Genomic DNA, 12,879 nt, shown 5'->3' on the forward strand with positions numbered 1-12,879 from the left:
GGCCGCGAACGGGGCTATCTTCGCCTCGGCCAGCGAACGGATCGCGTCACGGAGCATGTCGTGCTCCTCGGACGGGCGGTACAGGTCGAAGTCAGACATGCGCTCTCCTCAACGGCACTCAGTACCCTCATTTTGCAGCACTGAGTGCCAGACGGGAAAGGGGGTTCGGTCTACAGGCGTAGCGATTGACCGGAACAGGCATCCTGTCGATCGGATGCCGACCGTCGGCGCATCGCCCGCAGACGACTCCGGGCAGGCCAGAACCCATGAATGACACTGAGTGCTGCATTTTAGGGAACTGAGTGCCAGATGACAGGTCGCGTTCACCGTCCCGGGAGTCCCGGGTCTCCCGGGACGGTGAGGACGAGCTTCCCGCGCGGATGGCCGCTCTCCAGGTGGCGTACGGCGGCGGGGGCGTCGGCCAGCGGATAGGCGCGGTCGATCACGGGGGTGAGCGCGCCGCTCTCGGCGAGGACCTTCAGCCGCAGCAGGTCCTCCTGACGCGTGGCGGCGAACACCGGACGGAAGGTCTGCCGGACGACGCTGGAGAGCAGCAGTCCGCGCGCCCAGCGGTCCATGCCGCCGAGCACGGGGCCCGCGTCCTCGCCGCCGACGAAGGCGACCGTGCCGCGCCGGGCGAGGACGCGGCGCAGCCGGGTGAGGGAGCGGTTGCCCGCGGCGTCGAGGACGAAGTCGTAGCGGACCGGCCGGTCGGTGATGTCCTCGCGGGTGTAGTCGATGACGTCCGCGGCGCCCAGCGATCGGACGAGGTCGGCGCCGCCGGGGCCGCAGACCCCGGTGACCCGGGCGCCGTAGTGGGCGGCGAGCTGGACGGCGTAGCCGCCCACCCCGCCGGAGGCGCCGATGACCAGGACCTCCTGGTCCGGCCGCGGGCAGGCCAGGTCCAGTGCCTGCAGAGCCGTGACACCGGAGACGGGCAGGACGGCGGCCTCTTCGAAGGTGAGTCCCACGGGCTTGGGGGCGAGCCGGTCGGGCCGGGCGCAGGCGTACTCGGCGAAGGACCCGTCGCAGTTGCCGAAGACCTCGTCGCCGGGTGCGAAGCCGGTCACCCGGGCACCGACCGCTTCGACGCGTCCGGCGACGTCCCAGCCCCTGACCCGGTGGGCGGGCCGGCGCACACCGAGTTGCGGGCTGAGGCGGGCGAGGTAGGGCCGTCCGGTCATCAGGTGCCAGACGCTCGGATCGACGCCCGCCGCGTGCACCTGGACGAGGACCTCGTCCGCGGCGGGTGACGGCCGGTCGATGTCACGCAGCAGGAGCCGGTCGGCGGAGCCGTAGGCGTCCTGGACGATGGCCTTCACGATGGGTCCCCCTGACTGCCGGCCCGCGGTCCGTGGTCCGCCGGTGCGCGGTCCGACGGTGCGCGCCTGACTGTCCGTCCGCCCTGCCGTCCGTCGGCCTCCCCCTCGCATCGTCCCCGGGGACGCACGCCGTTGGCCAGACCTCGGCGGCCTCCGGTGCGGACCCGGTCGTCATGCCCGGCGTCAGAACCACCGACCGCCCCTGGAATCCGGCCGGTTCGGGTCCGAAGGCGGCGCCGTGGGGTCGTACGGCCCCTGCGCCGGGAGACGCAGGGGCCTTGGCCGTGCGACCGGCTATCCCTCGTCGCCGCCCCGGCGGCGTACGAACACGGCGGCGCCGGCGGCCACGAGCAGGACCGCGGCGACGATCGCGGCCCAGACGCCGGCCGACAGCCCGTCGTCGTCCTTGTCCGCCTCGGCGGCCTGCGGGGACGGCGAGGCGGCGGCGCCCTCCGCGGCGGGCGCAGGCGACGCGGACGCGCTCGCCGTCGTGGCCGGGGTCGCGGTCGGCGACGGGACGACCGGCTCGGCGCCCGGCGCGGCCGCCTTGAGCTCGAGGGTCGGCGCCGGGTTCTCCCCGTTCTCGTCCAGCTCGATCCAGCGGTCGGTGCGTCCGTCGGCGTAGCTCTGGAGCGTCTTGAAGGCCAGCTTCTTCGCGTCGGGCAGCTGCCTGACGACGACGGAGTACGCGGCGTCGGTGCCGGTCTTCAGGGCCGGGCCCTTCACGGTGTATCCGTCGGCGTTCACGGAGAACCGCCAGCCCTGGGGGCCTTCGCCGTACGTCACGTCGGCGGGGGCGATGCCCTCGGGCAGGACCACGCGGATCTGCGTGATCCCCGCGGTGTCGGACTCCGACTCGGCGTCGAAGGCGATCTCGACGTTCTCGGCGAGCGCCTGGGCCTTTTCGGACTCCACCTCCACATGGGCGGCGGCCGGGCCGGCGCCCAGCAGGACGGCGCAGGCGGCCGCAGCGGCCGCCAGGGGAAAGTGTCGGGCGGTGCGGTACCGCTTCACGACGCGGAACATGGGTGTCTCCAGGTGTGGGGTGCGCGGAGCGGCCGGACGGACCGCCGCCCCGGCAGGGGGTCGGTGGGCGCGAGCGAGTCGCGCCCGGGGAGGACCCCTGCGCACCACCACGTCGGCGAGCACCGACTCCTCGGGGGGCCGCCGGGCCGGTCGGGCGAACACCGGTGCGGGCGGCCGCGGTCCGGCCGGAACACGGTGGCCGCGGCACAGGACCCAGGCCGCGGCCGCCCACGCCCGGACCGCCACGGCCGCCGCGTCGAGGCCTCGTGCCAGCGACCAGCACACCGTGTCCGCGCGGTGCAGCAGTACGGCGACCAGTACGGCCGCGACCGCGTGCACCGCCGTCATCGTCGGCGAGCTCTGCGGGTGCCCGTGCCACATCCGGTGGGCGCCTGCCGCGTGAGCCATGTGCCCGAGGTGTTCGGGGTGTTCGGGGTGTCCGGTCAGGGCCGCGGGCGGGGCGCTGCGCGTGGGCGCCGTCGTCAGCCAGAGGTGCAGCCCGGCCTGCGCGGTGGCGCAGACCGTGACGACCGAGGCCAGGGAGCGCGGGCGGCGGGTGCCGACCAGCCCGACGGCGAAGAGTGCCGCGGCCGCCAGTGTGCCGTGCCGCCAGGGCGCGGGCCCCTCGGTGACCAGATGGTGCGCGCTCACTCCGAGGGCCGTCCCGACGACCGCGAACACCGCTGCCCGCAGGACGGGCAGCGGCGGGCCGGGTGCCGGGGTGCGGGGGCGGAGCGTGCGGGGCGTGGTCATCGCCCGCTCATCATGGGGCATCGCCCGCGTCGGCCGCAGAGCGCATCCCCGAAGAGGTCACCTGCCGCACCCGGCGGACGCAACGCCGGTCAGGCGCGCGGTCCCGCGTCCGAGCGACCTCTCGCACGAATGGTCGCTCAACGGCTCGGCCTCTCGGCCGCGGTGTGTCGCGCCGGTTCAGTAGGGCAGTCCCTCGGCCGCCGCGCGCAGGGCGGTGCGCAGGGAGGTGTTCAGGCCGGTCTCCGAACGGATCGTCGCGGGCGCCGCCAGACAGTCCTCCACGGCCGCCCGCAGCGCCCCGTTGAACATCGCCGCGTGCACCTTCACCCGCAGACTGTCCGGGCTGCTCCCGTCCCTGCGGGCGAACAGTTCGGCGAAGACCGGCAGCGCGTCGTCGTGGACCTGGAGCCATACGGCGTGCAGTCCCGGATCGGTACGGGTCAGGGAGATCAGCTCCCAGACGGCCTCCGGCGGCGCGAAGGCGTCGCCCCACGCGCGGACGTCCTCGAGGTGGTCCCGCAGCGACGTGTCCGCGGGCCAGGCACGCAGTGCCTCAGCGACGAAGTCCAGGCCCGCGATCAGCAGCGGCCTGACACAGCTCTCCTTGGTCGGGAAGTGCCGCCAGAGGGTCCGGGCCGAGATGCCGACGGCCTGCGCGATCTCCTCCCCCGTGGTGCCGGTGACACCTTGCTCGGTGAACAGGCGGATGGCCGCGTGCGCGATCTCCACGCGGAGCGCGGACTTGCGCCGCTCGCCGAGCGTCGGTCGTCGCGCGGCCCGATCCGCCGGAGCCGAACGCTCCATGGCCGATACCTCGTGCACTGTCGCTCCCCACCCCAATGCGTCTGGTCGACGCAGCATAGCCAGAGCCACATCTGACGCTTGCAGACATCTTGTCACTCAGTGACACGTCGTCTTACTCTGCCGATGTGACTACCGAGTAACTGACTCGCGAGTCATCTCCAGGCGCCCTCGGTGCACCAGACCGGCGGCCCCGGAACCTCACCCCACAAAGGCTCCTGGCCAGAGCCTCAGTACCCCGTGCCCGCCGGTACGCCGCCCGCCCGGTCCGAGAGTCCGGGAGAGCGCGAGGAGCGGGCCCGCCGTCCTATCCGCCGGATCCCGGACGGTCGCCACCCACGGCGACCGTCCGGCGGTCGGCATGCGCGACGCACCAAGTCGAACGACTCCCCACCCGGGACTTCAGGGGCCGCGTGCCCCGAAGTCCGTCTGCCAGCAGGAGCGAGCCGCATGAAGCGATCGATCGGACCATCCGGACCGCAGGGCGTGTCGATGGAGACGCCCCGTCGGACCCAGCAGCCCCCCACAGCAACACCCGCGGGCGAACGGCGGCCGGCCTCCGCCCGCAGCCGTCTGCTGACCACCGCGCTGGTCGCCGTGTGCGGCCTGGGCGCCACCGCCCTGCCCGCCGCGGCCCAGCCCCTCACGGCGGCGGAAGCGGCCGGTTCACTCGCCCCGATTGTCCCGGCCTTCTACACACCGCCCGCCCAACTGCCGGACACCAACGGCGCGTTGATACGTACGGAGCCGCTTCCCCTGGCGCTGAGCCTGCCCGGGGTCGACGGCCCGCTGCCGGGTACGGCGACCCGGCTGATGTACCGGTCGACCGACTCGGCCGGCCGGCCGATGGCCGTGACCGGCGCCTACATCGAGCCGGCCGCCGCCTGGAAGGGCAGGGGCCCGCGCCCGGTCGTGGCCTTCGCCCCCGGCACGATGGGCCAGGGCGACCAGTGCTCCGCCTCCCTCGCCCTGGAACACCCCATCGCCCTGAACGAAGGCTCCGTCTCCGTCGGCTACGAGGCCCTGGCCATCTACCGGATCCTGAGCCGGGGTGTCGCCGTCGCGGTCACCGACTACGCGGGGCTCGGCACCACCGACCGCGTCCACACCTACGTCAGCCGCGTCGACGAGGGGCACGCCCTCCTCGACGTCGCGCGCGCCGCCCGTACGGTGACCGGCGGATCCGTCACCTCGGCGTCCCCGGTCGGTCTGTACGGCTACAGCCAGGGCGGGGGCGCCAGCGCCGCCGCCGCCGAACTCCAGCCCTCCTACGCACCCGACGTCCCCCTGGCCGGCACCTACTCGGGAGCGCCGCCGGCCGATCTGAACGAAGTGATGAAGGGCGTCGACGGCAGTGCCCTCGCGGCCGCCATCGGCTGGTCCGTCAACGGCATGGTGCAGAGCGACCCGTCGCTCGGGCCCGTCATCGACGCGCGTCTCAACGCGGCGGGCAGGGCGGCTCTGACCAAGACCTCGACCATGTGCGTCGGTGACGCGCTGCTCACCCTCGGGGCCGTGTCGAGCACGCAGTGGACGGCGGACGGCAGTCCGGTCTCGCAGGTGGTCGCCGGCGAACCCCGGCTGAAGTCCTTCATCGACGCCCAGCGCATCGGCACGCTCAAGCCCGCGGGTCCGGTGCGGGTGGTCACCGGCGTCAACGACGACATGGTGCCCCACGGGCAGGCCCGCAAGCTCGCCGCCGACTGGTGCCGCAAGGGCGCCGACGTCACCTACGTACCCGTCAACCTGCCGAGTCTCGGGGAGAAGAACATCGTCAACCACTTCGCCCCGCTCCTGACGGACCAGGGCGACGCCATCTCATGGCTGGTCGACCGGCTGGCCGGCCAGGCCACCCTCTCCAACTGCTGGCTGCTGCCCCTCCTCCCCTGAGTCCTCGGCCCGGGCCTCATGCCCCAGGGGGCACCGCCGGGCGACCGGCCGCGTCAGACACGACCTGCGCGGCCGGTCACTCGGTCGACGGACCGACAAAATCGGTACACCGCCCGGCCCTACGCGCCCCGGCGGACCCGGGCGGCCTTGCGGGCCTCGGCGAGCTGCCGGGCCTCGGCGGCGCCGCGTCCGCCCCGGCCCGGGCGGGCACCCAGGCCGCGGAAGGGGGTCCCGCCGCGCTGCCGCTGCGCCGGGAGCGGGGCGGCACCGTCGACGGGGACACCGGAGGGAGTCCGGGCCCCGGTGATCCGGCTCAGCTCGGCCTCGCCCGAGCGGACCTGGGTGACCCGGGCCCTGACACCCGCGTCGGACAGCAGCCGGGCCATGTCCCTGCGCTGATTGGGCGTGACCAGGGTGACGACGCTGCCCGACTCGCCCGCGCGGGCGGTGCGGCCGCCCCGGTGCAGGTAGTCCTTGTGGTCGGTGGGCGGGTCGACGTTGACGACGAGGTCGAGGTCGTCGACGTGGATGCCGCGGGCCGCGACGTCGGTGGCCACGAGCACCGTCACCCCGCCCTCCTTGAACTGCGCCAGGGTGCGGGTGCGCTGGGGCTGGGACTTGCCGCCGTGCAGGGCCGCGGCCCGCACCCCGCTGCTGCGCAGATGCCTGGTGAACTGGTCGACGGCGTGCTTGGTGTCCAGGAACATGAGCACGCGTCCGTCGCGCGCGGCGATCTCGGTGGCGGTGGCGTACTTGTCGGCGCCGTGCACCTGGAGCACGTGGTGCTCCATGGTGGTGACCGCTCCGGCCGCCGGGTCGACCGAGTGGACCACCGGGTCGTGGAGATACCGCTCGACGAGGAGATCGATGTTGCGGTCCAGGGTGGCCGAGAACAGCATCCGCTGCCCGTCGGGCCGTACCTGGTCGAGCAGTTCGGTGACCTGGGGCAGGAAGCCCATGTCGGCCATCTGGTCGGCCTCGTCCAGGACGGTGATGTCCACCCGGTCCAGGCGGCACGCCTTGCGCTCGACGAGGTCCGTGAGACGGCCGGGCGTCGCGACGACGACTTCGGCTCCCTCGCGCAGCACGGCCGCCTGCCGGCCGATGGACAGGCCGCCGACCACGGTGGCCAGGCGCACCTTCACCGCCTGTGCGTACGGGGCGAGTTCGTCGGTGACCTGCTGGGCCAGTTCGCGCGTGGGGACCAGGACCAGGCCCAGCGGCCTGCGTGAATCGGCGCGCCGGCCCGCGGTGCGCACGAGGAGTGCCAGGCCGAAGGCGAGCGTCTTGCCCGAGCCGGTGCGTCCGCGCCCGAGGACGTCGCGTCCCGCGAGGGAGTTCGGCAGGGTGGCGGCCTGGATCGGGAACGGCTCGCTCAGGCCGCGATCGGCGAGGGTCCGCTGCACCGCGTCGGGCAGGTCCAGTTCGCCGAAGGTCGCGGCCGGAGGGAGGGCCGGGGCGACGGTGTCCGGCGACCGGAATTCCTCGGGGCGGGTGGCGCGGCGGCGCGCGTCGCCGCCGGAACTGGCTTCAGGACGGGGTGAACGGCTCATGCAGAACCTTCCTCGAGGGCACGCATCGAGGAATTCCCGGCAGGATCGAGCCGGACGAATCGCAAGAACGAGCCGATTTCAGGGCCGCGCTTCGTGGCGGGCCGGATTTGGGGGCCCGGCTTTGCGGTCGAGCTTCCGGGCCAAAGATTTCCAGAGGTTTTCCGCAGCGTACGGAAACGAAAAGTTGGGGCTCCATCCGTGACGGACGGGGCCCCAACTTCCTCAGACGTTTCGACGTCAGGCGGGAGTGATGTTCTCCGCCTGCGGGCCCTTCTGGCCCTGCGTGACGTCGAAGTTCACCCGCTGGCCTTCCTGAAGCTCACGGTAGCCGGAAGAGGCGATGTTCGAGTAGTGGGCGAAGACGTCCGGGCCGCCGCCGTCCTGCTCGATGAAGCCGAATCCCTTTTCCGAGTTGAACCACTTGACGGTGCCAGTAGCCATGTCATCTCCTTCGGGGCTGTGCCCGCGGGCTCACACCTTGCGAGCCCCTGCGTCGCCACAATGAACCCCGTCCGGATAAGCACCGGAAAGACAAAAAACGCCCGACGGCATACAACCGTCGAGGCACTTGAAGTTCGGGAACCACAACTGCAACTACGGCAAGGTTACCACGTTAGACGCATACGTATTGTTATTCCACCCGTGACCCTCACCGCTTCGCATGCGGCCACGCCCGTGGACGTACGGACGCCGATCAGTCCGACGGATTCGGGCGGGCGAGGCCGAGGTCGTAGGCGAAGATGACGGCCTGGATACGGTCGCGCGCCCCGATCTTCGCCAGGACGCGGCCGACGTAGGTCTTCACCGTGGACTCCGACAGGACGAGACGTTCGGCGATCTCCCCGTTGGTCCAGCCCCGGCCGATGGCGACCAGGATCTCGTGCTCGCGTTCGGTCAGGGAGCGCACCCGGGGGTCGCCTTCGGCGCCGGCGCCCGGCGCGGCCTGCGGCAGATGGTGTGCGTAGGCGTCCAGCAGGCGCCGGGTGAGGGCGGGGGCGATCACCGCGTCGCCCGCGGCGACCGCGCGGATCCCGGCCAGCAGCTCCTCCGGGTGGGCGTCCTTCAGCAGGAATCCGCTGGCCCCCGCGCGCAGCGCCGCGTGGGCGTACTCGTCCACGTCGAAGGTGGTCAGGACGAGGACGCGGGAGCGGCCGCCGGAGGCGACGATGCGCCGGGTCGCCTCGATGCCGTCCATGCCCGGCATCCGGACGTCCATCAGGATCACGTCCGGGCGCAGCTCGGCGGCCTGGCGGACGGCCTCGCCGCCGTGGGCCGCCTCGCCCGCGACCACGGTCTCGGGGGAGCTCTCCAGGAGCATACGGAAGCCGAAGCGCTGCAAGGGCTGGTCGTCCACGATGAGCACGGTGGTCATGCCGCACCCCCCGTCCCGGAACCGCCCGACAGACCGGCCCTGCCCGACGGTTCGGACCGGTCGAACATGTCGGGCGGGTCCGAGGGACCGGGCGGCCCTGAGGGGTCGGCGGAACCCGCCGGGCCCGGCAGGCCGGCGAGGGGGGTGAGGTCGAGGGCGGCCCGGACCGTCCATCCGCCGTCCGTCGTGGGGCCCGCGGTGACGGTGCCGCCGTAGAGGGCCGCGCGTTCTCTCATTCCGGCGAGTCCGTGTCCTTCGTCGTGGGGCGCCCGGATCCGGACGGTGCCGTCCCGCGGCCCGGTGTCGTGGACCTCGATGTGCACCAGCGGGTCGTCGGCGGTCACCGACAGCCGGATCCGGGTCTCCTGGCCCGCGTGTTTGAGGGCGTTGGTGAGGGCTTCCTGGGTGATCCGGTAGACGGCGAGCTGGATGCCCCGGTCCAGGGTGTCCAGCGTGCCCCCGGTCCGGTAGGTGACCTGGGGTCCCGCGGAGCGGATCCGGGCGCACAGGGCGTCGATGTCCGCGAGACCGGGCTGGGGGGTGAGCCGGGGGGCCCGGGTCTGCTCGCGCAGCACGCCGAGGGTGCGGCGCAGTTCGCCCAGCGCCTGGCGGCCGGTGTCACCGATGAGCAGCAGAGCCTGCTTGCCGCGTTCCGGGGAGGTGTCGGCCGCGTAGGCGCCGCCGTCGGCGAGGGTGATGATGACGGAGAGGTTGTGGCCGACGATGTCGTGCATCTCGCGGGCCACCCGGGTGCGTTCGGTGGCGACGGCCAGCCGGCTGCGCTGGTCGCGTTCGATCTCCAGCCGGGCCGCGCGGTCGCGCAGCCCGGCGACCTGGGCGCGCCGGATGCGTACGGCCAGTCCCAGCGCGACCGCGGCGACGATGGTGGTGCTCAGCAGGAACAGGCCGTCCAGGACGGACACGTCGGAGCGCATCCGTACGGCGAGCAGCACCAGGCCGCTCACCGTCACGGCGCAGGCGGTGGGCAGATGACGCAGCCGCCCGTGCAGCGCGAGGCTGTAGAGGGCGACCAGGACGGCGACGGCGACGCGCAGCCAGGCGCCCACGGCGCACTGGACCAGGAAGACGGCGGCGGTCAGCGCGAAGGCCACGGACGGCTGTCTGCGGCGCCACAACAGCGGCAGCACCTGTCCGGCCTGGAGCGCGAGGGTCGCCGTGAGCGAGAGATGGGTGAAGGCCTTGGCGAGTTGGTCGTGCCGTTCGTGGTGGTGCGGCCACAGGTCCGGCACGCACAGCACGGCCACCATGACGAGGACCAGCGCCGTGTCCAGCAGCCACGGCCGGGCGCGGTCCGTGCGCCGCAACCGCCGGCCGACCCGGGACACCCGGCCGACCAGGGGATGGTTCCACACCGGATCCATCCCGGTCAGGGCGGTCGCTCCGGCGGGGACGGCCGCCCGCACCGGGACGGCCGTCCCCGCGGTGATGTCGTCGCTGCTCATGAGGGTCACCTGTTCATCGTGGCGCACACCGGCCGGGCGGAGCGCACCGGCCCGGGGCCGCCCGCGCTCCGCCCGGCCGCGGCCGCCGGGTCAGGCGTCGGTACGCACCAGACGGTACGCGGCGCCCGCCAGCGCGAGCACGGTCCAGCCGAGGAGGACCAGGCCCCCGGCGACGGGGGCCAGTGTCGTCGCGTCGTGGGTGAGGGCGAACATCGACTCGCCGGCGTTGCTGGGCAGGTACGGGCTGATGTCGTCCTGCCAGGAGGTGGGCAGCAGCGAGACCAGTCCGGGCACCAGCATCAGCGAGGCGACCAGGACGGCGATGCCGCCGGCGACCGAGCGCAGCAGCGCGCCGAGCGCGACGCCGATCACCGCGACGGTGCCGAGGTAGAGACCGGCGCCCAGCAGACTGCGTACGACTCCCTCGTGCGAGAGCGACAGGGCCGCGGGGGTGTCGGAGACCAGGCCGCTGCCGATCGGGAACGCGACGAGGACGCCGACGGTGGCGACGACCAGGGCGACCAGGCCGAACACGGCCGCCTTCGCCCACAGGACCGGCAGGCGGCGGGGCACCGCGGCGAGCGTGGAGCGGATCATGCCGGTGGAGTACTCGCCGGCGGAGACCAGCACGCCCAGGACGCCCAGGGCCAACTGGGCGAAGTTGGTGCCGAACAGCGAGAGGCTGAGCGCGGTGGCGTTGGCGTCGTCCCGGCGCGGGGGCCGGCCCGCGACGAAGTCGGCGTGGTAGTGCGCGCTCGCGATGACGCCGAACCCGACCAGGAAAAGCAGGCCGAGGCCCAGGGTGATCCAGGTGGAGCGCAGGGACCACAGCTTGGCCCACTCCGAGCGAAGGACCCTGCGTCCGGTCACCTTGTACTGCGGACGGGCCGGCCGCGCGGGGGTCGGCGCGGTCGCGGAGCTCTCGGTCACGGTCGATGTCGTCATGCCACGCTCCTGGGGGTCTCGACGGTGGTGGTGCCGTGGTACTCGACGGCGTCGCTGGTCAGGTCCATGAACGCCTGCTCCAGCGAGACCGTCCGGGAGCTGAGCTCGAACAGCGGGATGCCGTGCTCGGCGGCCTTGAGGCCGATGGCCCGTGCGGACAGGCCGGTCACCTGGAGCTCCTCCGTGCCGATCGCGCCGGTGATCTCGACGCCCGGTCCGGACAGCACCTCGCGCAGACGGGCCGCCCGGTCGGAGGCGACGGTGACCGAGTCGCCGCCGGCGCGGCGGATCAGTTCCTGCACCGTGGTGTCGGCCAGCAGACGTCCGCGGCCGACGATGATCAGGTGGTCGGCGACCAGCGCCATCTCGCTCATCAGGTGCGAGGAGACGAAGACGGTACGGCCCTCGGAGGCGAGTCGGGTGAGCAGGTTGCGGATCCACAGCACGCCCTCGGGGTCCAGCCCGTTGACCGGCTCGTCCAGCATGAGGGTGGCCGGGTCGCCCAGCAGGGCGGCGGCGATGCCGAGTCGCTGGCCCATGCCGAGGGAGAAGGCACCGGCGCGCTTCTTCGCCACCGACTGAAGGCCGGTCAGCTCGACGACCTCCTCCACGCGGCGGCGCGGAATGCCGTGCGTGTGGGCCTGCGCCATGAGGTGGTCGAACGCGGAGCGGCCCGGGTGGATCGACTTCGCCTCCAGCAGGGCGCCGACCTCCTGGAGCGGCGCGCTGTGTTCGGCGTAGTGCCGTCCGTTCACGGTCACGGTGCCGGCGGTCGGCGCGTCCAGTCCGACGATCATGCGCATGGTGGTGGACTTCCCCGCGCCGTTCGGGCCCAGGAAGCCGGTGACCGTGCCCGGCTTCACGACGAAGTCCAGGTGGTCGACCGCCGTCTTCTCCCCGTACCGCTTCGTCAGCTGCTGCGCCTCGATCATCGTCGCTCCCTTGCTCCGGGCCGCCGGACCCGTCCGGCCTCTCACCTGCAACGCTAGGTGCCGGGCGGCCGCGATCCGTGGTACCGCGGGGGGCAATGGCGCGGGGCGGTGGTACCGCGGTACTACGCCGACGGGGGCCGTCCGACTAGAGGAGCCGGGTGCCCCCTACGACGACAGCGGCCCGCGGACGGCCGGGAAGCACGACGGCCCCGCCGGTCGGGTTCGACCGGCGGGGCCGTGTCGGCCGGGGACGGTCGGGCCGTCCCGCCCGTGTGACTAGCGGACCCGGCGGGCGTTCACGCCGTTGGCCTCGAAGTCGTAGACGTACCGGTTGAGCCGGAGGCCGTCGACCGCGCCGACCCATGCGTAGTCGCGGCCCTTGCTGATCGCGACGGAGCGGACGACCGGCGTGTTGCCGCCGTCGTCGAGCGAGGACTTCAGGTGCTGGAAGTCGCACTTTTCGGCCTGGGTGCAGCCGCCCTCGCCGCCGGTGAGGTACCAGTGGCCGGACTTGATGGCGTCGAGGTAGCCGCTCCACTTGTTCACCGACCCCGCCTGGACCGGGTCGGGCTCCCACACCACGGTGGAACAGACGTCACGCGGCGCGGAGCTCACATTCGGATTGACCACGAACCTGATGTTCGGCAGGTTGGAGATCCCGCCGCCGGCGCTGACGTTCTCGCTGGTCTGGAAGACATGGAACCCGACCTGGTCCAGGTCCAGGAAGTTCGCGCCGAAGAAGTCGGCCTCGTTCCCGAAGTCGACCTTCTCGGCGCCCGGGCTCTGCTTGCTCGCGTTGTCCGCCACCTCGATGCCGAGGCT

General features: G+C 72.9%; 11 protein-coding genes. 1 reads left to right on the plus strand and 10 read right to left on the minus strand.

The annotated features are described in order from the left end of the window. Nucleotides 1-323: 323 nt before the first annotated feature. The 3 genes from ACZ60B_RS35815 to ACZ60B_RS35825 form a co-directional block, all read right to left on the minus strand. Nucleotides 324-1,322 carry an NAD(P)-dependent alcohol dehydrogenase gene (locus ACZ60B_RS35815; RefSeq protein WP_469394649.1) on the minus strand — a complete coding sequence of 333 codons (999 nt, stop codon included), beginning with the start codon at nt 1,320-1,322 and terminating at the stop codon, nt 324-326. Between the two features lie 294 nt (nt 1,323-1,616). Further along, on the minus strand, nt 1,617-3,101 hold the full coding sequence (locus ACZ60B_RS35820) for a DUF1775 domain-containing protein (RefSeq protein ID WP_469394652.1): 1,485 nt from the start codon (nt 3,099-3,101) through the stop codon (nt 1,617-1,619). 177 nt (nt 3,102-3,278) lie between these two features. Continuing rightward, entirely contained in the window at nt 3,279-3,905 is a 627-nt protein-coding gene (locus ACZ60B_RS35825; protein ID WP_469394654.1) for a TetR/AcrR family transcriptional regulator, read from the minus strand. A gap of 489 nt (nt 3,906-4,394) precedes the next feature. Between ACZ60B_RS35825 and ACZ60B_RS35830 the strand changes: the two genes are divergently transcribed. Further along, nucleotides 4,395-5,792, plus strand: a complete 1,398-nt coding sequence (locus ACZ60B_RS35830) for a lipase family protein (RefSeq protein ID WP_469394725.1) — start codon at nt 4,395-4,397, stop codon at nt 5,790-5,792. A gap of 119 nt (nt 5,793-5,911) precedes the next feature. Here ACZ60B_RS35830 and ACZ60B_RS35835 read toward each other — a convergent pair whose 3' ends face one another. The 7 genes from ACZ60B_RS35835 to ACZ60B_RS35865 all read right to left on the minus strand — a co-directional run bounded on the left by ACZ60B_RS35835 (nt 5,912) and on the right by ACZ60B_RS35865 (nt 12,864). Continuing rightward, the gene (locus ACZ60B_RS35835) at nt 5,912-7,345 is read right to left on the minus strand and encodes a DEAD/DEAH box helicase (RefSeq protein WP_469394656.1); all 1,434 of its coding nucleotides are present in this window, start codon (nt 7,343-7,345) and stop codon (nt 5,912-5,914) included. 237 nt (nt 7,346-7,582) lie between these two features. Then, nucleotides 7,583-7,786 (minus strand): cold-shock protein, encoded by a 204-nt coding sequence (locus ACZ60B_RS35840; RefSeq protein ID WP_469394659.1) that lies wholly within the window; start codon nt 7,784-7,786, stop codon nt 7,583-7,585. A 253-nt stretch (nt 7,787-8,039) separates the two neighbouring features. Then, nucleotides 8,040-8,717, minus strand: coding sequence for a response regulator (locus tag ACZ60B_RS35845; RefSeq protein ID WP_469394660.1), 678 nt, complete (start codon nt 8,715-8,717; stop codon nt 8,040-8,042). Next, nucleotides 8,714-10,099, minus strand: a complete 1,386-nt coding sequence (locus tag ACZ60B_RS35850) for a sensor histidine kinase (protein WP_469394726.1) — start codon at nt 10,097-10,099, stop codon at nt 8,714-8,716. The genes ACZ60B_RS35845 and ACZ60B_RS35850 overlap by 4 nt, the downstream gene beginning before the upstream one ends. A 171-nt stretch (nt 10,100-10,270) precedes the next feature. Beyond that, on the minus strand, nt 10,271-11,125 hold the full coding sequence (locus ACZ60B_RS35855; RefSeq protein WP_469394662.1) for an ABC transporter permease: 855 nt from the start codon (nt 11,123-11,125) through the stop codon (nt 10,271-10,273). Then, nucleotides 11,122-12,057 (minus strand): ABC transporter ATP-binding protein, encoded by a 936-nt coding sequence (locus ACZ60B_RS35860; protein WP_469394664.1) that lies wholly within the window; start codon nt 12,055-12,057, stop codon nt 11,122-11,124. The genes ACZ60B_RS35855 and ACZ60B_RS35860 overlap by 4 nt, the downstream gene beginning before the upstream one ends. Nucleotides 12,058-12,333: 276 nt before the next feature. Continuing rightward, complete coding sequence (locus ACZ60B_RS35865) at nt 12,334-12,864, minus strand: hypothetical protein (protein ID WP_469394666.1); 531 nt, start codon at nt 12,862-12,864, stop codon at nt 12,334-12,336. Nucleotides 12,865-12,879: the final 15 nt, after the last annotated feature.

Source organism: Streptomyces sp. NPDC104096 (genome assembly GCF_055584385.1).